The sequence below is a fragment of the Streptomyces sp. V4I23 genome (assembly GCF_030817975.1).
Lineage (GTDB): Bacteria > Actinomycetota > Actinomycetes > Streptomycetales > Streptomycetaceae > Streptomyces.
The window spans coordinates 1100071-1124749 of sequence record NZ_JAUSZW010000004.1 but is presented as its reverse complement, the minus strand read 5'-3'; the positions used below and the strand labels follow the sequence as shown (position 1 = coordinate 1124749).

The 24679-nt window shown below is 71.8% G+C and carries 27 protein-coding genes and 1 riboswitch; of the genes, 18 read left to right on the top strand and 9 right to left on the bottom strand.

Features of this window, described 5'->3' with window-relative positions:
• Window positions 1–35 precede the first annotated feature (35 nt).
• The 8 genes from QFZ82_RS07270 to QFZ82_RS07235 all read left to right on the top strand — a co-directional run bounded on the left by QFZ82_RS07270 (window position 36) and on the right by QFZ82_RS07235 (window position 7438).
• On the top strand, window positions 36–1121 hold the full coding sequence (locus QFZ82_RS07270; RefSeq protein ID WP_307717651.1) for a polyprenyl synthetase family protein: 1086 nt from the start codon (window positions 36–38) through the stop codon (window positions 1119–1121).
• A 133-nt stretch (window positions 1122–1254) separates the two neighbouring features.
• On the top strand, window positions 1255–3294 hold the full coding sequence (gene shc, locus QFZ82_RS07265; RefSeq protein WP_307712343.1) for a squalene--hopene cyclase: 2040 nt from the start codon (window positions 1255–1257) through the stop codon (window positions 3292–3294).
• The gene (locus QFZ82_RS07260; protein WP_307712342.1) at window positions 3294–3959 is read left to right on the top strand and encodes a 1-hydroxy-2-methyl-2-butenyl 4-diphosphate reductase; all 666 of its coding nucleotides are present in this window, start codon (window positions 3294–3296) and stop codon (window positions 3957–3959) included. Before shc ends, QFZ82_RS07260 begins: the two co-directional genes overlap by 1 nt.
• Window positions 3960–3964: 5 nt before the next feature.
• A complete protein-coding gene (hpnH, locus tag QFZ82_RS07255; protein WP_307712341.1) occupies window positions 3965–4984 on the top strand; it encodes an adenosyl-hopene transferase HpnH in 1020 nt (339 codons plus the stop codon).
• An 80-nt stretch (window positions 4985–5064) separates the two neighbouring features.
• Window positions 5065–5190: a hypothetical protein gene (locus QFZ82_RS07250; RefSeq protein ID WP_307712340.1), complete on the top strand. Its 126-nt coding sequence runs from the start codon at window positions 5065–5067 to the stop codon at window positions 5188–5190.
• A 3-nt stretch (window positions 5191–5193) separates the two neighbouring features.
• On the top strand, window positions 5194–6588 hold the full coding sequence (locus QFZ82_RS07245) for an aspartate aminotransferase family protein (RefSeq protein ID WP_307712339.1): 1395 nt from the start codon (window positions 5194–5196) through the stop codon (window positions 6586–6588).
• Window positions 6589–6662: 74 nt separating this feature from the next.
• Window positions 6663–7250 (top strand): helix-turn-helix domain-containing protein, encoded by a 588-nt coding sequence (locus tag QFZ82_RS07240; protein ID WP_307712338.1) that lies wholly within the window; start codon window positions 6663–6665, stop codon window positions 7248–7250.
• A 14-nt stretch (window positions 7251–7264) separates the two neighbouring features.
• Window positions 7265–7438 carry a DUF6126 family protein gene (locus QFZ82_RS07235; protein WP_177147433.1) on the top strand — a complete coding sequence of 58 codons (174 nt, stop codon included), beginning with the start codon at window positions 7265–7267 and terminating at the stop codon, window positions 7436–7438.
• Window positions 7439–7456: 18 nt separating this feature from the next.
• On the opposite strand, the gene QFZ82_RS07230 is transcribed toward QFZ82_RS07235, so the two are convergent.
• Window positions 7457–8269 carry a tyrosine-protein phosphatase gene (locus QFZ82_RS07230; protein ID WP_307712337.1) on the bottom strand — a complete coding sequence of 271 codons (813 nt, stop codon included), beginning with the start codon at window positions 8267–8269 and terminating at the stop codon, window positions 7457–7459.
• 760 nt (window positions 8270–9029) lie between these two features.
• Window positions 9030–9186, top strand: a riboswitch (cyclic di-AMP (ydaO/yuaA leader).
• Window positions 9187–9190: 4 nt separating this feature from the next.
• Here QFZ82_RS07230 and QFZ82_RS07225 point away from each other — a divergent pair.
• Together QFZ82_RS07225 and QFZ82_RS07220 are read left to right on the top strand one after the other, a co-directional pair.
• The gene (locus QFZ82_RS07225; protein ID WP_307712336.1) at window positions 9191–10090 is read left to right on the top strand and encodes a M23 family metallopeptidase; all 900 of its coding nucleotides are present in this window, start codon (window positions 9191–9193) and stop codon (window positions 10088–10090) included.
• A 177-nt stretch (window positions 10091–10267) separates the two neighbouring features.
• On the top strand, window positions 10268–11059 hold the full coding sequence (locus QFZ82_RS07220; protein ID WP_307712335.1) for an SGNH/GDSL hydrolase family protein: 792 nt from the start codon (window positions 10268–10270) through the stop codon (window positions 11057–11059).
• Between the two features lie 51 nt (window positions 11060–11110).
• Here the strand turns inward: QFZ82_RS07220 and QFZ82_RS07215 are convergent, their stop codons facing one another.
• Both QFZ82_RS07215 and QFZ82_RS07210 read right to left on the bottom strand, forming a co-directional pair.
• On the bottom strand, window positions 11111–11728 hold the full coding sequence (locus QFZ82_RS07215) for a TetR/AcrR family transcriptional regulator (RefSeq protein ID WP_307712334.1): 618 nt from the start codon (window positions 11726–11728) through the stop codon (window positions 11111–11113).
• Window positions 11729–11803: 75 nt separating this feature from the next.
• On the bottom strand, window positions 11804–12034 hold the full coding sequence (locus QFZ82_RS07210) for a hypothetical protein (RefSeq protein WP_307712333.1): 231 nt from the start codon (window positions 12032–12034) through the stop codon (window positions 11804–11806).
• A 251-nt stretch (window positions 12035–12285) separates the two neighbouring features.
• Here QFZ82_RS07210 and QFZ82_RS07205 point away from each other — a divergent pair, with 251 nt between their 5' ends.
• The 6 genes from QFZ82_RS07205 (at window position 12286) to QFZ82_RS07180 (ending at window position 17726) form a co-directional block, all read left to right on the top strand.
• Window positions 12286–13533, top strand: a complete 1248-nt coding sequence (locus QFZ82_RS07205) for an MBL fold metallo-hydrolase (RefSeq protein WP_307712332.1) — start codon at window positions 12286–12288, stop codon at window positions 13531–13533.
• Window positions 13534–13908: 375 nt separating this feature from the next.
• Window positions 13909–15753, top strand: a complete 1845-nt coding sequence (locus QFZ82_RS07200) for a sensor histidine kinase KdpD (RefSeq protein ID WP_307712331.1) — start codon at window positions 13909–13911, stop codon at window positions 15751–15753.
• 7 nt (window positions 15754–15760) lie between these two features.
• Complete coding sequence (locus QFZ82_RS07195) at window positions 15761–16195, top strand: roadblock/LC7 domain-containing protein (protein ID WP_307712330.1); 435 nt, start codon at window positions 15761–15763, stop codon at window positions 16193–16195.
• A 1-nt stretch (window position 16196) separates the two neighbouring features.
• A complete protein-coding gene (locus QFZ82_RS07190; protein WP_307712329.1) occupies window positions 16197–16568 on the top strand; it encodes a DUF742 domain-containing protein in 372 nt (123 codons plus the stop codon).
• Window positions 16546–17160, top strand: coding sequence for an ATP/GTP-binding protein (locus QFZ82_RS07185; RefSeq protein WP_307712328.1), 615 nt, complete (start codon window positions 16546–16548; stop codon window positions 17158–17160). The genes QFZ82_RS07190 and QFZ82_RS07185 overlap by 23 nt, the downstream gene beginning before the upstream one ends.
• Window positions 17157–17726 carry a GAF domain-containing protein gene (locus QFZ82_RS07180; protein ID WP_307712327.1) on the top strand — a complete coding sequence of 190 codons (570 nt, stop codon included), beginning with the start codon at window positions 17157–17159 and terminating at the stop codon, window positions 17724–17726. Before QFZ82_RS07185 ends, QFZ82_RS07180 begins: the two co-directional genes overlap by 4 nt.
• Window positions 17727–17805: 79 nt before the next feature.
• On the opposite strand, the gene QFZ82_RS07175 is transcribed toward QFZ82_RS07180, so the two are convergent.
• Both QFZ82_RS07175 and QFZ82_RS07170 read right to left on the bottom strand, forming a co-directional pair.
• Complete coding sequence (locus tag QFZ82_RS07175; protein WP_307712326.1) at window positions 17806–19002, bottom strand: acyl-CoA dehydrogenase family protein; 1197 nt, start codon at window positions 19000–19002, stop codon at window positions 17806–17808.
• 472 nt (window positions 19003–19474) lie between these two features.
• Window positions 19475–20002: a helix-turn-helix domain-containing protein gene (locus tag QFZ82_RS07170; protein WP_307712325.1), complete on the bottom strand. Its 528-nt coding sequence runs from the start codon at window positions 20000–20002 to the stop codon at window positions 19475–19477.
• Window positions 20003–20156: 154 nt separating this feature from the next.
• On the opposite strand from QFZ82_RS07170, the gene QFZ82_RS07165 reads away from it, so the two are divergent.
• Entirely contained in the window at window positions 20157–20672 is a 516-nt protein-coding gene (locus tag QFZ82_RS07165) for a DUF309 domain-containing protein (RefSeq protein WP_307712324.1), read from the top strand.
• A 94-nt stretch (window positions 20673–20766) separates the two neighbouring features.
• Here the strand turns inward: QFZ82_RS07165 and QFZ82_RS07160 are convergent, their stop codons facing one another.
• The 4 genes from QFZ82_RS07160 to QFZ82_RS07145 form a co-directional block, all read right to left on the bottom strand.
• Complete coding sequence (locus QFZ82_RS07160; protein ID WP_307712323.1) at window positions 20767–21138, bottom strand: DUF488 domain-containing protein; 372 nt, start codon at window positions 21136–21138, stop codon at window positions 20767–20769.
• 221 nt (window positions 21139–21359) lie between these two features.
• Window positions 21360–22145 (bottom strand): MFS transporter, encoded by a 786-nt coding sequence (locus tag QFZ82_RS07155; protein ID WP_307717650.1) that lies wholly within the window; start codon window positions 22143–22145, stop codon window positions 21360–21362.
• A gap of 44 nt (window positions 22146–22189) precedes the next feature.
• Window positions 22190–22564 carry a hypothetical protein gene (locus QFZ82_RS07150; protein WP_307712322.1) on the bottom strand — a complete coding sequence of 125 codons (375 nt, stop codon included), beginning with the start codon at window positions 22562–22564 and terminating at the stop codon, window positions 22190–22192.
• Window positions 22561–23937, bottom strand: a complete 1377-nt coding sequence (locus QFZ82_RS07145) for a hypothetical protein (RefSeq protein WP_307712321.1) — start codon at window positions 23935–23937, stop codon at window positions 22561–22563. The genes QFZ82_RS07150 and QFZ82_RS07145 overlap by 4 nt, the downstream gene beginning before the upstream one ends.
• A gap of 135 nt (window positions 23938–24072) precedes the next feature.
• Between QFZ82_RS07145 and QFZ82_RS07140 the strand changes: the two genes are divergently transcribed.
• Window positions 24073–24516 carry an SsgA family sporulation/cell division regulator gene (locus tag QFZ82_RS07140; protein ID WP_307712320.1) on the top strand — a complete coding sequence of 148 codons (444 nt, stop codon included), beginning with the start codon at window positions 24073–24075 and terminating at the stop codon, window positions 24514–24516.
• Window positions 24517–24679: the final 163 nt, after the last annotated feature.

Here is a 24679-nt window from a genome sequence, read left to right as displayed (position 1 = left end):
CCAGTACTGGAACAAGAGGAGTAAGCGTGCCGACAGTGCCCTCGGCGAACCCGGCTGAAGACACCGCACAGACCGCCCAGGCCGTGGAAGCCACGGACATCGCCGCGCTGCTGGAGCGCGGCCGCACCCTGTCCACGCCGGTGCTGCGCGCCGCCGTGAACCGGCTCGCCCCGCCCATGGACACCGTGGCCGCCTACCACTTCGGCTGGATCGACGCCGAGGGCCGCCCCTCGGACGGCGACGGCGGCAAGGCGGTGCGCCCCGCGCTCGCGCTGCTGTCGGCCGAGGCGGCCGGGGCCGCGCCCGAGGTCGGCATTCCCGGCGCGGTCGCGGTCGAGCTCGTGCACAACTTCTCGCTCCTGCACGACGACCTGATGGACGGCGACGAGCAGCGCAGGCACCGTGACACGGTGTGGAAGGTGCACGGCCCCGCGCAGGCCATCCTCGTCGGCGACGCCCTCTTCGCGCTCGCCAACGAACTCCTGCTGGAGATCGGCACCGTGGAGGCGGGCCGCGCCACCCGCCGCCTGACCACCGCGACGCGCAAGCTCATCGACGGCCAGGCCCAGGACATCTCCTACGAGCACCGGGAGCGGGTCACCGTCGAGGAGTGCCTGGAGATGGAGGGCAACAAGACCGGCGCGCTGCTGGCCTGCGCCGTCTCCATCGGCGCGGTCCTCGGCGGCGCCGACGACCGTACCGCCGACACCCTGGAGGCGTACGGCTACCACCTCGGGCTGGCCTTCCAGGCCGTCGACGACCTGCTCGGCATCTGGGGCGACCCCGTCGCCACCGGCAAGCAGACGTGGAGCGACCTGCGCCAGCGCAAGAAGTCCCTGCCGGTCGTCGCCGCGCTCGCCGCCGGCGGCCCGGCCTCCGAGCGCCTCGGCGCGCTGCTCGCGGCCGACGCCAAGAGCAACGACTTCGACAGCTTCTCCGAGGAGGAGTTCGCCGCCAGGGCCGCCCTGATCGAGGAGGCGGGCGGCCGCGAGTGGACCTCCCAGGAGGCCCGCCGCCAGCACGCCGTCGCGATCGAGGCCCTCGACGGCGTCGACATGCCGGAACGGATCCGCGCGCAGCTCGTGGCGCTCGCGGACTTCGTCGTCGTACGGAAGAGATGATCACCATCACACGCAGCACGAGGCGGAGCGTCAGCCGCGCCATATGAATCGCGTCGCCGGCCGGTGACCCCGAGCGTCACCGGCCGACGGAGACCCCAGCACAGCAGAGGACCACTGCAACGAAGGGGAAGCCATGACAGCGACGACCGACGGAGGCAACGGGCCCCTGCGGGCCTCGGGTGCCGCTGCCGGCAACACGACCGCCCCCGCACCCGGCACAGCCACGACGGCCACGGGGCCGAAGGCCCCCGCGGACGTCCGCGAGGCCGCCGGGAAAGCGGTGGAACGGGCGGTCGACCATCTGCTCCGACGCCAGGACGCCCAGGGCTGGTGGAAGGGCGACCTCGAGACCAATGTGACGATGGACGCGGAGGATCTGCTGCTGCGGCAGTTCCTCGGCATCCAGGACGAGCGGACCACCGAGGCCTCCGCCCGATTCGTGCGCGGGCAGCAGCGCGAGGACGGCACCTGGGCGACGTTCTACGGCGGCCCCGGTGAACTGTCCACCACCATCGAGGCGTACGTCGCCCTGCGGCTCGCCGGGGACCGGCCCGACGACCCGCACATGCTGCGCGCGGCGGCGTGGATCCGCTCGCGGGGCGGCATCGCCGCGAGCCGCGTCTTCACCCGGATCTGGCTCGCCCTGTTCGGCTGGTGGAAGTGGGAGGACCTGCCCGAGCTCCCGCCGGAACTGATGTTCCTGCCCCCATGGTTCCCGCTGAACATCTACGACTTCGGCCAGTGGGCGCGGCAGACGATCGTCCCGCTCACGGTCGTGTCCGCCAAGCGGCCCGTGCGTCCGGCGCCTTTCCCGCTGGCGGAGCTGCACACCGATCCGGACAACCCCTGCCCGCCCCAAGCGCTTGCCCCCGCGAGGAGTTGGGACGGGTTCTTCCAGCGCGCCGACAAGGCCCTGCACCTGTACCACAAGGTCGCCCCACGCCGTCTGCGCCGTACCGCCATGAACAGCGCGGCCCGCTGGATCATCGAGCGCCAGGAGAACGACGGCTGCTGGGGCGGCATCCAGCCCCCCGCCGTGTACTCCGTGATCGCGCTGCACCTGCTCGGCTACGACCTGGAACACCCCGTGATGCGGGCCGGCCTGGAGTCGCTGGACCGGTTCGCCGTCTGGTACGAGCAGGACGGACTGCCCGTCCGCATGATCGAGGCGTGCCAGTCGCCGGTCTGGGACACCTGCCTCGCCACCATCGCGCTGGCCGACGCGGGCCTGCCCGCCGACCACCCGGCGCTGGTCAGGGCCGCCGACTGGATGCTCAGCGAGCAGGTCGTACGTCCCGGGGACTGGTCCGTGCGCAGGCCCGGACTGACGCCGGGCGGCTGGGCGTTCGAGTTCCACAACGACAACTACCCCGACATCGACGACACCGCCGAGGTCATCCTGGCCCTGCGCAGGGTCAGGCACTCCGACCCGGAGCGTCTGGACGCGGCCGTCGAGCGCGGCGTCCGCTGGAGCCTCGGCATGCAGTCGGGGAACGGCGCCTGGGGCGCGTTCGACGCGGACAACACCAGCGCGTTCCCCAACCGGCTGCCGTTCTGCGACTTCGGCGAGGTGGTCGACCCGCCGTCGGCGGACGTCACCGCGCACGTCGTGGAGATGCTGGCGTACGAGGGCAAGGCGGGCCACCCGCGGACCCGCCGGGCGATCGAGTGGCTGCTCGCCGAACAGGAGCCGAACGGCGCCTGGTTCGGCCGCTGGGGCGTCAACTACCTCTACGGGACGGGGTCCGTGGTTCCCGCGCTCACCGCGGCCGGACTGCCCGGGTCCCACCCGGCCGTGCGCCGGGCGGTCGCCTGGCTGGAGTCGGTGCAGAACGACGACGGCGGCTGGGGCGAGGACCTGCGCTCCTACCGCGAGGAGAAGTGGATCGGGCACGGGCCCTCCACCGCCTCCCAGACGGCCTGGGCGCTGCTGGCCCTGATCGCGGCGGGGGAGCAGGACGGCAAGGCCGCCCGGCGGGGCGTCGCCTGGCTCGCCCGCACCCAGCGCGCGGACGGCTCCTGGGACGAGCCGCAGTTCACCGGGACCGGCTTCCCCTGGGACTTCTCCATCAACTACCACCTGTACCGGCAGGTCTTCCCGCTCACCGCGCTGGGCCGCTTCGTGCACGGCGAACCCCCCGCCGCCCGCGCGCACACCCGCAAGGGGGGATGATGGCCCGTCCCCCGGAGCCGGCCGGCTCCGCCGCACGGCTGCTGATCGCCTGCGCGCTCGGTATCGAGAAGGCCGCCCTGCGCAGCGGCGTCCGCGCCCTGGACGCGGACGGAGGGCCCGGGGACGTCACGGTGCTGCGTACCGGAATGGGTCCGGTCAACGCCGAACGGGCCGTGCTCGCCGCCTGCGCGAGCAGCCCACTGCGCGAGGCCGCCGTCGTCGCCTCCGGCTTCTGCGCGGGGCTGGCCCCGGGCATGCACCCCGGTGACCTCGTCGTCGCGGACGAGACCCGCGTCGACGAGGTCACCACCGCGTGCACGGCTGCCGGACTGCTGCGCCAGGCGGTGGCCAGGGCCGTACCGGGACGCACCGTGCACGGCGGCCTGCTGACGGGCGTCGACCATGTGGTGCGGGGCAGCGAGCGCGCCCGGCTGGAGGCCACCGGGGCGATCGCCGTCGACATGGAGTCCGCGGCCACGCTGAGCAGCGCGCTGCGCGCCGGCCCCCGCCCGGTTGCGGCCGTCCGGGTGGTCGTGGATGCTCCGGAGCACGAACTGGTCCGAATCGGCACGGTACGCGGTGGAATATCGGCTTTCCGCGTTCTTCGTGCCGTCCTTCCTGCTTTCTACGAATGGCACCGTTCTTTGCTGCTCCCCAGGAGGTGAGCCAGATGGCCATGCCGCTCCGCCAGACCATCAGGGTCGGGACGTATCTCTTCGAACAGAAGCTCCGCCGGCGTGAGAAGTTCCCCCTCATTGTTGAACTCGAACCACTGTTCGCCTGCAATCTCGCGTGCGAAGGGTGCGGCAAGATCCAGCATCCCGCCGGCGTGCTCAAGCAGCGGATGCCGGTGGCGCAGGCGGTCGGGGCGGTGCTGGAGTCCGGGGCCCCGATGGTCTCCATCGCCGGCGGCGAACCGCTGATGCATCCTCAGATCGGCGAGATCGTCCGCCAGTTGGTGTCCCGGAAGAAGTACGTCTTTCTCTGCACGAACGCGCTGCTGCTGCGCAAGAAGATCGAGAACTTCGAACCGTCACCCTTCTTCGCCTTCGCCGTGCACATCGACGGACTGCGCGAGCGGCACGACGAGTCGGTCGCCAAGGAGGGGGTGTTCGACGAGGCGGTGGAGGCGATCAAGGAAGCCAAGCGCCGCGGCTTCCGTGTCACCACCAACTCGACCTTCTTCAACACCGACACCCCTCAGACCGTCATCGAGGTCCTGAACTACCTCAACGACGACCTCGAGGTCGACGAGATGATGATCTCGCCCGCGTACGCCTACGAGAAGGCGCCCGACCAGGAGCACTTCCTCGGTGTCGAGCAGACGCGTGAGCTGTTCAGGAAGGCGTTCGCCGGCGGCAACCGGCGGCGCTGGCGGCTCAACCACTCCCCGCTCTTCCTCGACTTCCTCGAAGGCAAGGCCGACTTCCCCTGCACGGCCTGGGCCATCCCCAACTACTCGCTGTTCGGCTGGCAGCGCCCCTGCTACCTGATGAGCGACGGTTACGTCCCCACCTACCGCGAGCTCATCGAGGACACCGACTGGAGCAAGTACGGACGGGGCAAGGATCCGCGCTGCGCCAACTGCATGGCGCACTGCGGCTACGAACCGACCGCCGTGCTCGCCACCATGGGTTCGCTCAAGGAATCCCTGCGCGCCGCCCGCGAGACGGTCAGCGGCAGCCGGTGATCCCACGGCGGCGGCGAGCGGCGGTCCGCCGGACCGGCCCGCCGCGGCCCGGAGCCGTCCAGCATGTGAAGGGGGCAGACATGTCGATCCGCGAACACATCCGGGGGCCTCGGGACCTCACGGCGCTCACCGGGCCCGACCTCGGTCCGGCGCCCGCCATGGCAGCCCAGGGCCGGCCTGCCGAGGGCCCAGGCAAGGAGAACTGAGTGATGACCGAGGCGTCCGAGGGCTTCGACCTGGCGACACTGCTGGCCAGGCGCGGGGCCGAACGCTACGAGCTGCACGCCCGTCACCTCAACCACCAGCTTCCGCGCATGCTGCACACCATCGGCTTCGACAAGATCTACGAGCGGGCCGAGGGCGCGTATTTCTGGGACGCCGACGGACACGAGTACCTGGACATGCTCGCCGGGTTCGGCGTCATGGGCCTCGGGCGTCACCATCCGGTCGTACGCAAGGCCCTGCACGATGTGCTCGACGCCTCACTGCCGGACCTCACCCGCTTCGACTGCGCTCCGCTGCCGGGCCTGCTGGCGGAGAAGCTGCTCGCCCACACCCCGCACCTGGACCGCGTGTTCTTCGGCAACAGCGGAACGGAGGCGGTGGAGACGGCGCTGAAGTTCGCCCGGTACGCCACCGGCCGGCCGCGGATGCTCTACTGCACGCACGCCTTCCACGGGCTGACCACGGGGGCCCTCTCGGTCAACGGCGAGCCCGGATTCCGGCAGGGCTTCGAGCCGCTGCTGCCCGACTCGGCGATCGAGCTCGGTGATCTGGACGCCCTGGAGCGCGAGTTGCGGAGCGGCGACGTCGCTGGTCTGATCGTCGAGCCCATCCAGGGCAAGGGGGTGCTGCCGAGCCCGCCGGGATTCCTGCGGGCCGCACAGGAGCTGCTGCACCGGCACAAGGCGCTGCTGATCGCCGACGAGGTGCAGACGGGCATCGGGCGCACCGGCGACTTCTACGCCTTCCAGTACGAGGCGGGCGTCGAGCCCGACATGATCTGCCTCGCCAAGGCCCTGTCCGGCGGCTACATCCCCGTGGGGGCGACGCTCGCCAAGGACTGGATCTTCAAGAAGGTCTACTCGTCCATGGACCGAGTGCTGGCGCACTCCGCCAGCTTCGGATGCAACGCCCAGGCGATGGCCGCGGGCCTCGCCGTCCTGTCGGTGCTGGAGGACGAGCAGGTCGTGGCGAACGCCCGGGTGACGGGCGAGCTGCTGCGGGCGCGGCTGGCGGCGCTCGTGGACCGCTACGAGCTGATGCGGGAGGTCCGCGGCCGCGGCCTGATGATCGGGATCGAGTTCGGGCGCCCGGAGTCGATGCGGCTGCGCAGCCGGTGGGCCATGCTGCAGGCGGCCCGGAAGGGACTGTTCGCGCAGATGGTCGTGGTCCCGCTGCTGCAGCGGCACCGGATCCTCACTCAGGTCTCCGGCGACCACATGGAAGTGATCAAGCTGATCCCGCCGCTGATCATCGGCGCGCGCGAGGTGGACCGGTTCGTGGCGGCGTTCACGGCTGTCATGGACGACGCCCACAACGGCGGCGCCCTGATGTGGGACTTCGGCAGGACACTGGTCAAGCAGGCCGTGGCCAACCGCTGAGCGCACCCCCGGTGGCCCTTTGCCTGAGAGGCAAGAAACTTGCCTCATGGGCAAGAGCCTGGCGCAATGGTCGCATGACCACTTCCGCCGCACCGACGGGGGAGGGGATCCATCACGTCGCGCCGCGGCTGCGCGAGCTGCGCCGTCGGCGCGGGCTGACCCTCGAGGCCGCCGCCCAGCGCGCCGGGCTGTCCCCGGCCCATCTGTCCCGGCTCGAGACCGGGAACCGGCAGCCCTCGCTGCCGATGCTTCTCGCCCTTGCCAGGATCTACGGTACGACGGTCGCCGAGGTCCTCGGCGAGCTTCCGCCCGAGCGCGAGCCGGTCATCCGGGCCGGCCGCCGGGAACCGGCGTCCGCCGACGGCTGGACGTACCACCAGGTCGGCGCTCCCGGCCGGGCCATGCAGGCCCTGCGGGTGGTCGTCCCGTACGGAGCCCAGGGCGATCTGATCAGGGTGCATCCCGGCGAGGAGTGGCTGTACGTCCTCGGTGGACGGCTCCGTCTCGGCCTCGGGGACGCCGTCCACGAGCTGGCGCCCGGGGACAGCGCGCATTTCGACTCGCTCACGCCGCACCGCATCGCGGCCGCCACGCCCGAGGGCGCGGAGCTGCTCTTCATGCACACCCTGCTGCAGAGTCCCGATCCGCACCCGCACGTCTGACCCCGGAGGTTGTGATGACGCCCACATGGGACCCCCTGGACAAGCCCCTGCCGGACACGCCCGAGAACAGGCGTGAGGACCGCTTCCCGCGCGGCCTGGTCATCCGGCTGTTCGCCTACCTCGTGGCGGGGCACCTCGTCGCCGCGTTCCTCTACCTGCTGTTCCTCGTGGGCGGTCAGAACCAGTAGGGGGCCCTGACCCCGGGCTCAGCCCTCCTCGACGAGCCGTTCGCGCAGCCGCTCACGGGTCGTCGCGGAGAGCCCGAGCCCCTTCGAGAGGTACTGCTCGGTGCCGCCCCACGTCTCGTCGATCGTCTCGAACGCGGCGGACAGATAGGTGGCGCGGGCGTCGAACAGCGGGCTCAGCAGCTCCATGACCTGCGCCGACATGGCCTCGGGGGAGTCGTCGCCGCGCTTGATCTTGTAGCGGCGGTGCGGGTCGTTCGACTTCAGGTAGTCCGCCTCGATCGCCTCGCGCTCCACGCCGACGGCGAGCAGGGTCACCGCGATCGACAGGCCGGCGCGGTCCTTGCCGGCCGCGCAGTGCATCAGCGCCGGGACGCTGTCCTCGGCCAGTGCGTGCAGGACGCGGCTGTGCTCGGCGGTCCGCTCCTTGACGATCATCCGGTAGGAGGCGATCATCCGGGCGGCGCCCTTGCCGTCGTCCAGGATCGACTTCAGCTGGTCGAGGTTGCCGTCCCGGACCATCTTCCAGAACTCCGCGCCGTCGGCCGGGTCGCTCAGCGGGAGATTCACGTTCCGCACGCCCGGGAGCTCGACGTCCGGGCCTTCCAGCCGCTGGTCCGCCGCATTGCGGAAGTCGAAGATCGTGTGCAGCCCGAGGGACGCGAGGAAGGCGGCGTCGTCCTCGGTGGCGTGCGCGAGGTGCCCGCTGCGGTAGAGCCTGCCGTGCCGCACGCGCCCGCCGTCCACGGTCGGCAGTCCGCCCACGTCCCGGAAGTTTCGCACTCCGGCCAGCCGGGGTTCGGTCGACGGGGCCTGCGGCAGCTGCTGCGTCACGTGGACTCCTTCAGGCGACGGCCGTCGGCGCCGGTCGCCGACGATGGCGGGATCCGACGATACGGCACAGGTTCATCGGGCAATCATGTCGGTCGTGATGCGTTCCGCGTCCGCGGGCGTGGCGGAACCGGCCGCCCCGGCACCGTCATGAGGGCCGGGGCCCGCGGGCGCACCCGCGCATGACGCATCCGCGCACGACGCATCCGCGCACGACGCACCCGGGCTCCGCGTGAATGGCAGGCGCCGTGATCGAAAACCGGTGAGTGTGGCGGCCCGGCCCGATTCCCTTTGCGTGAAAGGGGCCTGCTGTCATTCGCGTGGTGTTTCTCCGGGATGCGGCTTGGCTGAATTCAGGGTGACCGGAAGCGGGCGGTGAGGGGCTCCGTCACCGGCCGCGCGGCGACAGGGGACGAAGTCGGGCGTTGCGGACGGCGCTTGGTGTGCAAGTGCACGCTTAGGCGATTATTTGTGTCTTCTGTCCGAATTGAGCCTTTGCGGATAACGTGCCCCGTCTGTGGGGTAGATGGGGCACGGCTCGTGAGCAGGATCATATTCGTGACGGAACGTGCCTGCTTTCCCCCACTCAATTCCGTGGTCAGCAAGGGAATTGACTGTCACTCGTCCACGGAGGGTGACGAGTGGGGCGGCCCGGAAATCGCGACCGGGAAAGCCGGGGGAAATTCGCGGCTTGTTCCGCCCGGTGGACTCGCCTACGGTCACGCTCAATCCGGACGGACCGCCTAATCCTGCCGCCGACCGGACTTCGAACCCACCCACGCGTGGCAGGAGCGGGGGACCCAGGTAGTACGCCGTATCCGGAGAATTCGGACGGCTCGGGGTTAATTCGCGCAACCAGCGCGAACGGGCATCTCCAGCCCGAACCCGACAGCTCACCTCGCAGGCGCCGGAGAGGAATGCGCCATGCCCGGAAAGGGTAAGCACCGCCGTCCCAAGGTCAACCCCCTCACTCGCGGCCTCGTCGCCGCCGGTACGGGCAGCGCCGCCATAGCCCTGCCGCTGCTCGGCGCAACCGGCGCCAACGCCGCGACCCCCGCCGCCGCTCCCCAGGAGGCCGCTCCGGCCTCGGTCGCCGCGGCCGCTCCGGCCGCGGCGAAGGCCCCGAAGACGTACACCGTCGTCGCCGGCGACTACCTTGCCAAGATCGCCGACGAGCAGAACGTCCGCGGCGGCTGGAAGAAGCTCTACAACGACAACCGCCGTGCCATCGGTGCGGACCCGGCGCTGATCCACCCGGGTCTTGAACTGACCATCAACGCGAAGTCGAAGGCGAAGAAGGACCCGGAGCCGCGCTCCGAGTCCACGTCCCGGTCCTCGCGCGACGCCTCGCGGGCCGCGGCCCCCGCCGCCGCGGCTCCCGCCGCAAAGGCCCCCGCCGAGAAGGCCGCCCCGGCGTCCTCCGGCTGGACCGCCCCCGTCGGCGGCGGTGTCTCCACGCCGTACCGCGCGTCCGGTGCCATGTGGTCCAGTGGCTACCACACCGGCGTCGACTTCATCGCCGGCAGCGGCACGAGCGTGAAGTCCGTCGGTCCGGGCACCGTCGTCTCGGCCGGCTGGAGCGGCTCGTACGGCAACGAGGTCGTCATCCAGCACGGCGACGGCACGTACTCGCAGTACGCCCACCTCTCGTCCCTGTCCGTCTCCAGCGGTCAGAGCGTTGCGGGCGGCGAGCAGATCGGTCTGTCCGGTTCCACCGGCAACTCCACCGGTCCGCACCTGCACTTCGAGATCCGTACCAGCCCGTCGTACGGATCGGACATCGACCCGCTGGCCTACCTGCGCCAGCACGGCGTCTCCATCTGACGTACACCGGCGGCCCGTTGGGCCGCCGGCCGCGCATCCCTCGTTCCGTCCGGCGGCGGAGCGGGGGATTCCGCGTATTCCGGCTTGACGGAAACTTGACAGGTGGCATAGATCACCTCTCGTCAACCCCTCCTTACGGTCGCGTAGGTCACATCCGTAAAGGAAAGATGTGCTCCCGTGGCAGACGATTCGAGAACAGAGAACACGGGTGCATTCGGGTCGTACGCGGCGATCGGTGACAGCTTCACCGAGGGCGTGGGAGACCCCGGTCCCGACGGGACGTACGTCGGCTGGGCGGACCGGTTCGCGGTGCTGCTCGCCGACCTGACGCCGGAGCACACCTTCCGGTACGCCAACCTCGCCGTACGCGGCCGCCTCCTCGACCAGATCGTCGACGAGCAGGTCCCGAGGGCCAAGGAACTCGCCCCCGACCTGGTGACGTTCTGCGCGGGAGGCAACGACATCATCCGGCCGGGCAGCGACCCGGACGACGTGGCCGAGCGGCTCGAGCGGGCCGTCGCCGACCTCAAGAGCTCGGTCGGCACGGTCATGGTGACCACCGGCTTCGACACCCGGGACGTGCCGGTCCTGCGTCATCTGCGCGGAAAGATCGCCACGTACACCGCGCACGTGCGGGCCATCGCCGACCGCCACGACTGCCCCGTCCTCGACCTGTGGTCGCTCAAGTCCGTTCAGGACCGGCGTGCGTGGGACGCGGACCGGCTGCACCTGTCACCCGAGGGCCACACCCGCGTCGCCCTGCGCGCCGCCCAGGTGCTCGGTCTCGACGTGCCCGCCGACCCGGACCAGCCCTGGCCGCCGCTCCCGCCGCGCGGTGCCTTCGAGGTGCGGCGCGACGACATCCAGTGGGCGCGCGAGTACCTGGTGCCGTGGATCGGCCGGCGACTGCGGGGCGAGAGCTCCGGCGACCATGTGGCGGCCAAGCGCCCGGACCTCCTGCCGCTCTGAGCCGAGGCGGCACGGTGCCCGGGGCACGCGCCCCGGGCGCCGACGCCCCGGCTAGCGGGACGCCGTGAGCGCCTCGCGGTCCACTCCCAGCTCGCGGGCCAGCGCCTCGTCCGTCCACTGCAGCATCGCCGCACGGGTCAGCGACCCCGCGTACGACGTCATCTGCACGGCGAGCCCGTCGAGGAACGCCGTCAGACGCCAGGCCGCGGCCGCCGGGTCCTCGCACGGGAACTCCCCGGCCTCCGCGCCCTCCGCGATCACCTCGGCCAGCGCCGCCTTCCACTGCTGGTCGAGGGCGCGGGCGACCTCGCGCAGGGTCGGATCGCGCAGGGAGGCGGCCCAGGCGTCGATCCACAGCCGCCAGCCCTTGGCCTGGCCGGTCGGGGCGTACCAGCGGACGGCCGTCCGCAGCCGGCGCAGCGCGGAGGTGCGCCGCCCGAGGATTTTGCGCAGGTGGGCCAGGTCGGCGTCGGCGGCATGCGTGAACGCCGCGGCGACCAGCTGTTCCTTGGACGAGAAGTGGTAGAGCACCAGGGCGCTGGAGACGCCGAGGGACGAGGCGACATCGGCGATCCGCACGGCCGCCACGCCCCGCTGCTCGATCTGCTCGACAGCCGCGTTCAGCAGTTCCTCACGCCGCTCCGACACGTTCAACCGAATCCTGGCCACGGCGTCACCCTACACAGCCGATCTTGGGCGGGATCCCCTTCCTGCCGAGGCGGAAGGGGATCCGGCGGTCCGGGCTCAGGCCGCCGTTCCGGTGGCGGACCGTGCGGCGGCCGGGATCTCGCAGTGGTCCTTGAAACCCTGGCTGGTCAGGCCGAGTGCCGCATTGATGCGCGAACGCAGGTTCTCCACCGCCACCATCGCCGTCAGCTCCACGAACGCCTCCTCGCCCAGCGCCGTGAGCAGGCGCCCGGTCAGCTCGTCGGTCACCTCCAGGGGATTCGCGGTCATCGCCTCGGCGTACTCCATGACATCCCGCTCCCGCGGGGATTAGACGTCGCTGTCCCGCCACACGGGGACGTCCTGCACCTTGCGCGCGTCCATCCCGCGCGTCCGGTTCTCCCAGTGGCCGAAGTCCATGCACCAGCTGGGGAGGGGCCAGGAACACCGGCGCCGGGGTGCGCGTTGCCCGTCATGACGGATCGGACGCAGCGCAGGACACCCGGCGTGACGTGCGTGCCCGCACATAATGAAGAAGCCCCCGATCATCAGGAGGTGTCGTGACCGGCGCTGGTTCCCCCCACTCGCTGAGAGCCCGGCTGCGTTCACTCAGGCCGGCCGCCTTCGGAGCCGACCCGGCCGGGGAGCGGATGGCGAGAATCCGCCACTCTCCGAACTTCGCCGACGGCTCCTTCCGCAACCCGGTGGGCGCGCGCACCAGGCCCTCCGGCGGTTCCATGGTCGAATTCGCCAAGATCTACTTCGAGAAGGAGGCGCGGGCCCGCCGGACCCCGGTCGGTCATGTGCCCGTGCACCCCGCCACCGTCGCCGATCTCGCCGAGCCGCCTCCCTCCGGGCTGCGGCTGACCTGGATGGGCCACTCCAGCGTCCTGGCGGAGATAGACGGCCGCCGGATCCTCTTCGACCCCGTCTGGGGCGAGCGCTGCTCCCCCTTCCCCTTCGCCGGGCCCAAGCGGCTGCATCCCGTGCCCGCGCCGCTCGCCGCTCTCGGCACCCTCGACGTCGTGGTGATCTCCCACGACCACTACGACCACCTCGACCTGCCCACCATCAGGGCACTCGCCGGCACGGACACCGTGTTCGCGGTCCCGCTCGGCGTGGGCGCCCACCTGGAGCGCTGGGGCGTGTCCCCGGACCGGCTGCGCGAGCTCGACTGGAACGAGTCGGCCGAGGTCCACGGCATCCGGCTGACCGCCACACCGGCTCGCCACTTCTGCGGGCGCGGACTGCGCAACCAGCAGCACACCCTCTGGGCCTCCTGGGTGGTGGCGGGCCCCGAGCACCGGATCTACCACAGCGGCGACACGGGATACTTCCCCGGCTTCGCGGACATCGGGGCGGAGCACGGACCGTTCGACGCGACCATGATCCAGATCGGTGCCTACTCCGAGTACTGGCCCGACATCCACATGACACCGGCCGAGGGCATGCGGGCCCACCTGGACCTCCAGGGCGGTACGCCGTCCGGTGTGATGCTGCCGATCCACTGGGGCACGTTCAACCTGGCGCCGCACCCGTGGGCCGAGCCCGCCGAGGGCACCGTCACGGCCGCGGCCGGCGCCGGAGCCGCCGTCGCGCTGCCCCGCCCGGGTGAGCCCTTCGAGCCGACCGCGGCGAACGTGCCGTCCGCGCTGTGGTGGCGCACGGTGGCGGCCACTCCGGCCGGAGGCTGGACCGCGGCGACGGACGCCGCCGCGGTCACGGCATCGGCCGTCACGGCCCCGCAGGCGCCTCCCGCGGCCGGCAAGGACCCGGGCGGCACCCCGGAGGCCGCGTCCTCCCGCTGACGCGAATCGCATGGAGCCGGAGCGGGAGCCGGAGCCGGAGCGGGCCCGCGCAGCACCGCATCCGTCGGCCGCACCCTGCGGCGGCCGGATCGGAACGGCCGGATCCAGCCATGATCATCACTGTCGACCCCGCTGCCGCCCCGCGGCAGCGGGGTCGACCCGTGTTTTCGGGCTGGCGTACGAGCCCTCATACCAGAGCGGGACGCACGGCGGGGAAGTTTCCCAACTGCCCGCCGTACGCGACTGCTCCGCGACTACCGTGTGTGGCCGGTGACCCACGGTGGGCTCCCCTTCGTGTGCCCTCGGCCCGCCGCGCACCGACGTCGCCCAACCGCAGTACGCCGATTCCTGGGGCCCCACGTACCAAGGACGCTGATGTCTCAACTACGCGCACCCGCCGCGCGGTCCGACCGCCGAGAGGGCGGGCGTCACGGCCGGCCAGGCGCCCGCACCCTGTCCTCGCCGGGGCGGTCGCGGACCTCGACGCCGCCGGAAACCCGCATAAGACCCCAACTCCTGCGCTCCGCAGTCCTGCCCACGGTAGCCGCCGCCCTCAGCGGCGCGGCAGCCGTGCTGTTCACCCTGCGTGTCGCGTCCCCCGAACCGACCCTCGCCCTGTGGGCCGTACTCCTGGGCATGGCCGCACTCGCCGTGACGGCCGTGGCAGCGGCCGCCGTGGGCGCCGACCGCACGGCCAAGTCCCTGCTCGACCGCGCCTCCACACTGCGCCGCACCACCGCGCGCGGACAGGCCGAACTGCGCACCGTCGTCGACGGACTTCGCCGTGGCGAAGGCCCCCCGCCCCGCCGCGACCCCGCGCCCCCGGCGCCCGGGGCGGACGAATTCGACCTGCTGGCACACGAGTTGGCCCGCTCGCACGACGCCGCCGTCGCGGCGGTCGTCCAGGCGTCCCGGCTCTCCAGCAGCGTCGGCAACGAGCAGAAGGTCGAGGTCTTCGTCAACCTCGCCCGGCGGCTCCAGTCGCTCGTCCACCGCGAGATCCAGCTGCTCGACGAGCTGGAGAACGAGGTCGAGGACCCCGAGCTGCTCAAGGGCCTGTTCCACGTCGACCACCTCGCGACCCGCATCCGCCGGCACGCCGAGAACCTGGCCGTCCTCGGCGGCGCCATCTCCCGCCGCCAGTGGTCGAACCCGGTCACCATGACCGAGGTGCTCCGGTCCGCGATCGCCGAGGTCGAGCAGTACCCGCGGGTCAAGCTGGTACCGCCGGTCGACGGCACGCTGCGCGGGCACGCGGTCGCCGACGTGATCCACCTCCTCGCCGAACTCGTCGAGAACGCCACCCTGTTCTCCGCGCCGCACACCCAGGTCCTGCTGCGTGCCCAGCGCGTCACGGCCGGGCTCGCCGTCGAGGTGGAGGACCGAGGCCTCGGCATGCCCCTCGGGGAACAGGACAAGATGAACGCCCTGCTCACCGACCCCGACCAGGTCAACGTCGCGCACCTGCTGCAGGACGGGCGGATTGGCCTGTTCGTGGTCTCCGCGCTGGCCCGCCGGCACGGCATCGCCGTACGGCTGCAGTCCAACATCTACGGCGGGGTGCAGGCCGTCCTCGTCCTGCCGCAGGGCCTGCTCGGCGCCGAACCGGGCGGACTCGCGCAGAACGAGGGGGAGCAGACCTCCACCGGGCCCCGCATCGCGGCCACCTCACCGCCCCAGCTCCCGCAGTCCCCGGCGATCCCTCGGCCGCAGCCCGCCGGGACCGACGCCCAACCGCCGGCCGATCCGCATCCGCTGACACGGTTCCCGTCCGAACCGCACCCGCAGCCCCGGACACAGCCGCAGCCGATGCCCGCCCAGCGCGAGCCGGTCCGGGTCTCGGACCGGCTCGAACCCCTCCCCGTACGCGGCGAGCACGGCGAGCGACCCCACCCGGCCGCCGCCCAGCCCGGTTACGGCCACACCCCGTCCCACCAGGAACCGGTCGCGGACCCCCGGCAGACCGACGTCGACCCGCTGCGCCCCCACGCGGTGCGCGACACCATGGGCCGCCCCCAACTCCCCAAGCGCCGCAGTCAGGAGCACCTGGTCCCGCAACTGCGCGACGCCCCCGCGCCGCGCAAGGAGGACGACCAGGCCCTCCACGACCCGGGGCTGATGGCCGCCTTCCAGCGCGGCATCGGCCTCGCCGCTTCGCAGCCGCCGACCGCCCCGGCACGTTCCGACCTGCACCCCCAGGACACCACCACCAAGGAGTAGATGCACCATGGCGAGCGATGTGCCGTCCGGCCACGTCTCGGACCTCGACTGGCTGCTCAGCGGCCTCGTACAGCGAGTGCCGTACACCCGCAACGCTGTACTGCTCTCCTCCGACGGCCTGGTCAAATCCGTGCACGGCCTGGACAACGACAGCGCGGACCACATGGCCGCCCTCGCCTCCGGCCTCTACTCGCTGGGCCGCAGCGCCGGCGCCCGCTTCGGCGACGGCGGTGAGGTGCGCCAGGTGGTCGTGGAACTCGACTCCACCCTGCTGTTCGTCTCCACGGCCGGCTCCGGCACCTGTCTGGCCGTGCTCGCCGGACGCGAGGCCGACGCCGCCGTGCTCGGGTACGAGATGGCGATGCTGGTCAAGAGCGTACGGCCGTACCTGGTCACGCCGCCCAGAACGGCCGCGGGGGTGCCGAGCACTGCGGGGCAGTGACATGCCCGCGCCCAAGGAGGGGCCGCTGCTGGACGACGCGGCCGGTCGGCTGATCCGTCCGTACACGGTCAGCGGCGGCCGCACCCGGCCGACGACGGCGCTGGATCTGCTCAGTCTGGTGATGGCCACCGGATCGGCGCCGCAGGGACACCTCGGCCCCGAACACACCATGGCACTCGGACTGTGTCACGGGCCGACGTCGGTCGCCGAGATCTCCGCGCACCTGAGACTGCCGGCCGTCGTCACCAAGGTGCTCCTGTCCGACCTCGTGGACTGCGGCGCCGTCACCGCGCGGGCGCCGCGCACCCGTGACACACCTACGGACCGATCACTTCTGGAGGCGGTGCTCGATGGCCTACGACGACGGCTCTGAAGCCGCCGACCTGTTTCCGACCGCGCTCAAGATCCTGGTCGCGGGCGGTTTCGGAGTGGGCAAGACGACGTTCGTCGGAGCGGTCAGCGAGATCGATCCGCTGAGCACGGAGGAGCTGCTCACCCAGGTCAGCGCCGCGACGGACAACCTGGACGGCATCGAGGCCAAGACGACGACCACGGTCGCCATGGACTTCGGCCGGATCACCCTGGACGCCCGCCACGTGCTCTACCTCTTCGGCACACCGGGCCAGGAGCGCTTCTGGTTCATGTGGGACGAACTCTCCGAGGGCGCGCTCGGAGCGGTCGTCCTCGCCGACACCCGCCGCCTGGAGGAGTCCTTCTCCGCGGTGGATTTCTTCGAGCGGCGCGGCATCGGGTTCGTCGTCGCCGTCAACGAGTTCGACGGTGCGTACCGCTACGAGCCCGACGAGGTGCGGGCGGCGATCGACCTCAAGCCGGAGGTGCCGGTCGTGCTGTGCGACGCGCGGGTCGCCGGCTCCGGGATCGCGACCCTGGTCACCCTCGTCCAGCATCTGCTCACCACCACCGCCCAGCCCGCCCCGGCACCGAGCTATGGAGCACCGACATGACGTACGACCCCACCGGCCATCTGCTGCTGACCCCGGTCGACCGCGAGGCACCCGCCCGCGTGCAGCGCCTGCGCCAGCTCGGGTTCGGTGAACGGCCCGACCCCGCCTTCGACGACTTCGCCCACAAGCTCGCGGAGGTGACCCGCGCGCCGTACTCGATGGTCAACTTCATCGACGAGAAACGGCAATTCTTCGCCGGGCTGCACACACCGGGCGGCACCCACAGCGGCACCGACCTGGGGGCAGCCGCGACGGGCGGCGAGGTCAGCCGGTTCATGGCGCGGGACCACGGCTACTGCCCGCATGTGGTCGTACGGCGCAAGGCGCTCGTCCTGGAGGACGTCTGCGACTACCCGCGTTTCGCGGGCAATCCAGTCGTCGACGAGATCGGCATCCGCTCCTATCTGGGCGCGCCGCTGATCGACCGCACGGGGATCGCCCTGGGCACGATCTGCGTGGTGGACACCGAACCGCGTCCGTGGGGCAGGGCGGGGCTCGAGACGATCAAGTCCCTGGCGGCGGAGCTGATCGAGCAGATCCACCGGCGGGAGGACGGGAGCATCTGAGGCGGGCCCCCGGGGTGTGCGGGCGCCCCGGGGCGTGTCGCCCCAGGAACCGCCCTCCGCGCTGTCGCTCGCGCGCGCCTCAGCCGGTGGGCGCCATCCGTACAGCGTCCGACAGCCGTTGTGACCACTGGCCCTTCGCCGTGCCGAGCGCGACCTCGGCCAGGCGGAGCAGCTGGACGTCGGACGTGCCCGCGGGCGCGAACATGTGCAGCGCGTCCCGCATGTAGCGCTCGATGGGTCGGTCCGTGAACAGCCCGGCGGCGGCGTGGATCTCCATGGCGTTGCGGGCGGAGTCGATCGCCGACTCCACGTTCACCAGCTTGGCGTTCATCAGCTCGGCGTCGCAGGACATGCCCGCGTCGAGCAGGTGGACCGCGTGGTACGCGGCGAGCCGTGAGGTCATCAGCCGCGACTGCATCGTGCCCAACTTCAGCTTGACGGACGGTAGTTCGTGCAGCGGCCTGCCGTAACGGTGGCGCTGCTCGCAGAAGCGCGTGGTCTCCTCCAGGATCGCCTGGTGGATGCCGAGGGACACGGCAGTGAGGTTGGCGCGCCCGTACAGCACGCTGGAGGAGTACGCGACGGACAGTCCGTCGCCCTCCTCGCCGAGGCGGTTCGCGGCGGGGACGCGGCAGTTGTCGAAGAACAGCTCGCCGAAGCTGAAGCCGTGCAGTCCCATCGTCGGCTTCTGCTCGCCGATGCGGAACCCCGGCCGGCCGGACTCGACGAGGAAGGCGGTCAGCCCGTGCGAGCCCGGACCGGTGCGGACCACGACGCCGTGCAGATCACCGACATGGCTGTTGCCCACATATACTTTCCGGCCATTGAGGACGTAGTCGTCGCCGTCGCGCACGGCGGTGGCGCTCATGCCGAGCACGTGTCCGCCGGACTCCGGCTCGGTGACGGCGATGGTCGGCAGGCATTCGCCGGCGGCTATCGCGGGAAGCCAGGTCTTCTTCTGCTCGGTGTCGCCGAAATGGACAATCTTGGCGACGCCGAGCTGCGACGCCTGCACCATGGCGCCCATCGCTCCGCTGACCCGGGACAGCTCCTCGATGATGAGGGTCTTGGCGAGGTGGCCGAGGGCCATGCCGCCGTAGTCGGCGCCGATCGTGACGCCGAGCCAGCCCTGCCGGGCGATCAGCAGGGAGAGGTTCCTGTCGACCGCGCGGGTCGCCTCCATGGCCGGAATACGCGGGCGCACCTCCCGTTCGGCGAAATCCCTCACCTGGGCGCGCAGCTGGTGATGCAGTCGACTGGCGAAATAACCGTCCATCGCGAGCTCCCCTCCGCGTAACGCCTGTTCGCGCGGTTGTGCGAGCAGGTGGTGCATCGGCAGTGGCCCCGTTCCGAACAGGCCGACCACTTCAGCCTGTTGACCCTTCCCGACCGTAACAAGGGCGATGCCAAGTTTGGCGGAAATTCAGAGCGTTGACGTTTGATTGGAGATATGAGCTGTGGGTACAGCCCCTCTCCGTCGCTGCTCGGGACCATTCCCCCTGGACCTTTTCCTGCCACATGCCAGCGGCAAAGACGCGGAGGCGTGGGCTGAAATCGCCGCGGGGGATACCTCGGATGTGCACAGGAGTGCTATTGGGGAACACCTGCGTGATCGATACAGCGCCCAACAGGACCGAAATCCGACCTTGTCCGTTACGGCTTTTGCGTGGCTCCGGAAATTCAACAGTGTCGTGCCGTGAGTTTCGATCACCAAGCAGTGGTGCTCGGCCTTGCCCGCGGCCGATACATCACTCCGCGGGGCCGCCGGGCGGATCCGCCGCGACCGGGCCGCCGCGGTCCCAGCCCGGGCTGCGCACCGTCAGGCGCAGGTCGTCCGGGGAGACCTCGGCACCGCAGTGGCGGCAGCTGTGGACCGTGTCCAGTTCCTCGCCGCAGGAGTGGGTGAAGACGGCGGGCGGCTCGTCCACGAGCCAGCGGTCGCCCCAGTCGCGCAGCGCCGTCAGCACGATCAGCAGGTCGCGGCCCGCGTCGGTGAGGTGGTACTCGAACCGGGGCGGGTGCTCGCTGTACCGGCGGCGGGTGAGGACGCCCACCGCCTCCAGGTGACGCAGGCGTGCGGTCAGGACATCGCGCGGGGCGCCGGTGTTGCGGGCGATCGCACCGAAGCGGTGGTTGCCGAAGCTGATCTCCCGGACCGCGAGCAGCGCCCACTTCTCTCCGACCGCCTGCAGCGAGACGGCGATCGAGCAGGGCCTGCCGCGCGAGTCCATGGTGAGCGCGGCGGCCGGTCCGTCCCCGGGCGTCGGTGCCTTCATGCTCCTAGGTTGCCACATCCAACTCACCCCCCTGGCGTCGCACCCGCCGGCGGCGACGGGCGTGGCTCCTGCGGCGGCACCCCCGTCCGGCGGCGGGCTCCGGCGCCTGAGTGCCGCGGCCGAGGGCGTCGGTCGGGCGAGGGACAATCGCCGTATGGACGAGCAGCGCAGTGCCGGGCCCCGCCGCGACCGCGACGCCGAGGGCCGCGCCCGCAGTGCCCGGCCCCGCGACGGCCTCGGGCGCCCCCTCCCGTACGGCGCCCCGGGGGTGGAGCGACAGCCCGAGGGCGTGCGGCGCACCGGCCCCGAGACAGTGGCCGAGGCGCAACGGCTGCTGGACGCGGGTATGCCGTTCCACGCCCACGAGGTCTTCGAGGACGCCTGGAAGTCGGGCCCTGCCGCTGAACGGGAGCTGTGGCGGGGGCTCGCCCAACTGGCGGTCGGCCTCACACACGCCGCCCGCGGCAACACCACGGGCGGCGCGCGGCTGCTGCTGCGCGGAGCGGAGCGGATCACGCCGTACCAGGGACCGTACGGGATCGACGCTCCGGGCCTGGCTCGGTGGGCCCGGGAGCTGGCGGACGCCCTTACGGGCCCCGTGGACCCGGTGGCCGAGGCCCCGAAACTGACAGGTGGTCCGGCGGACCGGGTGCCGCGCCCCGGCACGTGACGTACGAGGCCCGGCACGCGACGGTCCGGCCGGACGCGGTGCGGTCAACCGGACGGGCAGGGGTGCGGTCCCGGGCCGGCGTGGGGGATGCGGGCTAGCGGCGCCCGCGGAGCAGGCGCAGCAGCACCGACGCATGACTGACGTCCGGGTCCTTGGCCGCTGTGAGCAGGGTCAGCGGTCCGTCGGCCGCGAGGCCCCTGAGCCGTTTCAGGGCCTCGGCCGCCTCGGGCTCGGCGAGTTCCTCCTCGTAGCGCCTGCAGAACTCCTCGTACGTCCCGTCGGGGCCGTGGTACCAGCGGCGCAGTTCCGTCGACGGTGTGAGCGCCTTGGGCCATTCGTCGACGCGGGCCTCGGTCTTGGCCAGTCCGCGTGGCCAGAGCCGGTCGACGAGTACGCGCACGCCGTCGTCCGGGTCGGGCGTCTCGTAGACCCGGCGGACCTTCACCCTGTCGGAACGTCGCTGCATTCCTCCAGGGTCACCGCTCGGCCGCCAGGACGCAGCGGAACGTGGCCGTACGGTCCACGCCGGATCCGCGCCGAATCCCGAGCGCGGGAAACAGCACCGCCCGACGACCGCCGCACTCCGCCCCGCCGCACCGGCCCCGCCCGTCGAACCCGCCCGGCGCCCCGTGCGTCAGGCGGGCTCCTCGGCGTGGGTGTCCGGCAGCCGCAGCAGGCACAGCAGGCTCACCACGCACACCCCCACGAGGTAGGCCGCCACCGCCCAGGGCACGCCGTCGCCCGTCGGCTGCGCAGCCTGCTGTTGATCAGGGGCGTGAGCGCTCCGCCGAGCACGGCCCCCAGGTTGTACGAGACCGCCGTCCCCGACGTACGCAGCCCTGGTGCGAAAAGCTCCGGGATGTACGCGCCCTGCACGCCGAGCATGGTGATCAGGGCGAGGAGCGTCACGGTCGTGCAGGCCCACAGGGTCGCCAGGCCGCCGGTTCCCAGCAGCGCCAGATAGGGCACGGCGGTGACGCCCATGGCCACGCAGCCCGCGATGCTCAGGGTGCGCCTGCCGTAGCGGTCGCCGAGCGCGGCGGCGACGGGAGTCGCGGCGGCCATCACGGTCATCGCCGCCATCAGGCACAGCAGCGTCCCTGTGGCGGTGAAGCCCGGGCGGCCCGCGAGGTGGGACATCGCCCAGGCGGTGGCCGTGTAGTGCACCGCGTACGTGCACGTGACCGCACCCGCCACGAGCAGGACGCGACTAGGGTGCCGCCGCAGGACGGTCCGCAGGGGGGAGCGGGCGAGGGCGTCGTCGCGCGCGAGCCCCTGGAAGACCGGCGTCTCGGCGATCCTGGACCGCAGGAGGAAGCCGATCAGGGTGAGGAGCCCCGCGCACCAGAACGGCACGCGCCAGCCCCAGGCCAGTAACTGATCCTCGGTGAGAGCCGCCGAGAGCGCGAGAACGCAGCCGTTGGCGAGAAGGAAGCCGATCGCCGGGCCGGTCTGGGGGTACGAGGCCCACAGTCCGCGGCGGCCGGCCGGCGCGTGCTCGCCGGCGAGCAGGACCGCTACCGGGAGCTGGGTGTCGCCGCGCCCGTCTGCCTCGTCGTCCTCCGCTTCGTCCAGGGGCTGGGGATCGGAGGCGAATGGACCGGGGACTGCAGGACGACGCGCCGGCCCAGTCGGTCGCCGATGTGGCCGAAGAGGACCGAGCCGAGCGGGCGCGCCACGAAGCCGGTGGCGAAGGTCCCGAACGCGGCCGGCGTCGCCGCCGCCGGGGCGAAGCCGGGGAAGAAGACGGGGCCGAACACGATCGCGGCGGCGGTGGCGTAGAGCGCGAAGTCGTAGAACTCGATGACCGTGCCGACGAGTGCCGCGCTCGTGACCCGGTTGACGGATGCCGGGGTCCGTACCGGGCGCTCGGTCGGCTGCCGGATGCTCACACGTCCTCCTCGGCCGTCCACAGCCGCACGCGTTCCTCGAGCTCGACGGCGGCCTGCACCCTGCGCTGCCGGTACGGGGCCAGCTCGCGCCGCATTCCGGCGACCGCGCGCGTGATGCGGGTGGAGCGCACCCCGTCCATCAGCTGCAGCGCCTGATCCCAGGTGGCGCACGCCTGCTCCACCAGGCCCTGCCGGCACTGCATCCTCCCGGTGTGCGCGACGCTGAGCGCGATGATGCGCCGGTGATCGCCGCCGGGGCGGCTCCACACGGACTGGCTGAAGTGGCGTTCGGCGACGTCGTAGGAGCCGAGGTGCTCGGCTGCCTTGGCCGTGTGGTTGCCCACGCAGGCGCTCGCCGATCCCCACAGCGCCGCCCAGAACGGCATCTCCCGCTCGTCCGCGCCGTCCACGAGCCGGGCCGCGCGCGCCGCCTCCGCGACGGCCTCCTTGCCCCGGCCGGCCATGGCGAGCGCGCGGGCGCGGGTGGCGACGTACAGGGACTCGGTCGCCGGGTCCGTACGGCCCCGCACGCGCCGGAGCGCTTCGTCGAGGAGGTCGAGCGAGTGCTCCGGGCGGCCCACCTCCATGCCGTGGTGGGCGAGGACGCGCAGGACGAAAGCGCCGTGCAGTTCGTCGTCCGCCTCGCGGGTGAGGGCGTACGCCTGGAGGTAGTAGCGCTGGGCGAGTCCCTGTTCACCGGCGTCGTACGCCTTCCAGCCGGCCAGGTAGGCCGCGCACGCCCCGGCCGACAGCATCTGCCGCTTGAGTTCCCCGGTCCGGAAGCGGGCGCGGCACAGCGCGGCGACGTCGCTTCTGAGGTACTGCACCAGCGCCGCGCGTCCGTGCTGCCCGCCGAAGCGCTCGTCGACGGCGGTGAACAGCCGGGTCATCTCGCGCACGGCAGCCACCTCCGTCTCTCCGGCGGTGCCGGTGCCGTGCCCCGCGCCTCCCGGCTCCGTGGGGGGTGCGCCCGCTGCCAGGGGAAGGGCGGCGGCGACGACGCTGTAGGGGACGGTGCGGGACCAGGGGCTGCGGTCGATGTCCGCCGCGGTGAGGGCGTCGAGGACCTCCAGCGGGTCGCGGTCGTCACCGGGCCGCGGAAGGGGGTCGTCGTCGGCGTCGGGCGAGGTCAGCAGGCCCAGCTGGACCGGTGACACCGGCAGCGGCAGCCGCCGCGAGAGGGCCTCGGCGATGAGCTGGGCGGTGACGCGTCCCGGCCGGATGCCGGCGATCCAGTGGGCGACGGCGGAGGAGTTCGTGCGTACGGGGGTGCCGTTCTCGGCGGCGAGGACGCGGATCTGGCGGGCGAGCTCGGCGTAGCTGTAGCCGGACTCGCGCACGGCGCGTGCCAGCCGCTCGTTCTTGGGGCGCACACAGCACTCCGTTCTGCTCCGGGTCCGGTTTAAGCGGTCTAAGCGACCCTGCCGCCGACGGACGCTATCCAGGCCGCGTGCGGTCCCGTTGATTCCTCGTCAGAAGACCGCACGCATGGGTGAGGAGCTCGCCAAGTGCCTGCACGCACGCACGGTTTCCGGGAGGATGCGCCGGATGCGCGCACGGTCGTGGAGCGCGAGCTGGAGTTCGAGCTCGTGCTCGGCGCCCGGTCGGCCGCGCGCACGCCGGTGACCGTACCGACCCGACTGGTCTACCGCGTCAGTGATCCGTACGCCGTGCACATCGCCTTCCACATCGACACGCCCGACCCCGTCAGCTGGACGTTCGGGCGGGACCTGCTCATCGACGGGGTGTACCGGCCGAGCGGCGAGGGCGACGTGCGGATCTGGCCCGCCACCGTCCACGAGGAGCGCAGCGCGATCTGCCTCTTGTTGTCGGCGCCGGACGGGAACACCGTGCTACGGGCTCCAGCCATGGCGCTGACGGCCTGGCTGGAGCGGACGATGCGGCTGGTGCCGCCCGGCGACGAGCGGCTGGTCGTCCCGGCAACCCCCTGAACCACCGAGATCGCGGCATTACCACCACAGGTGGATCTTTCGCTCACTTGTCCAAGGACGGCTGCCGTCGGCCGTCCGCGCAGGCATCATTCAGTCCCTGCTCCTTGGTCCTGACGCCTGACTAGCTGCGAACGTCCGGTGAACGGCAGCATGGGAGTGAGGG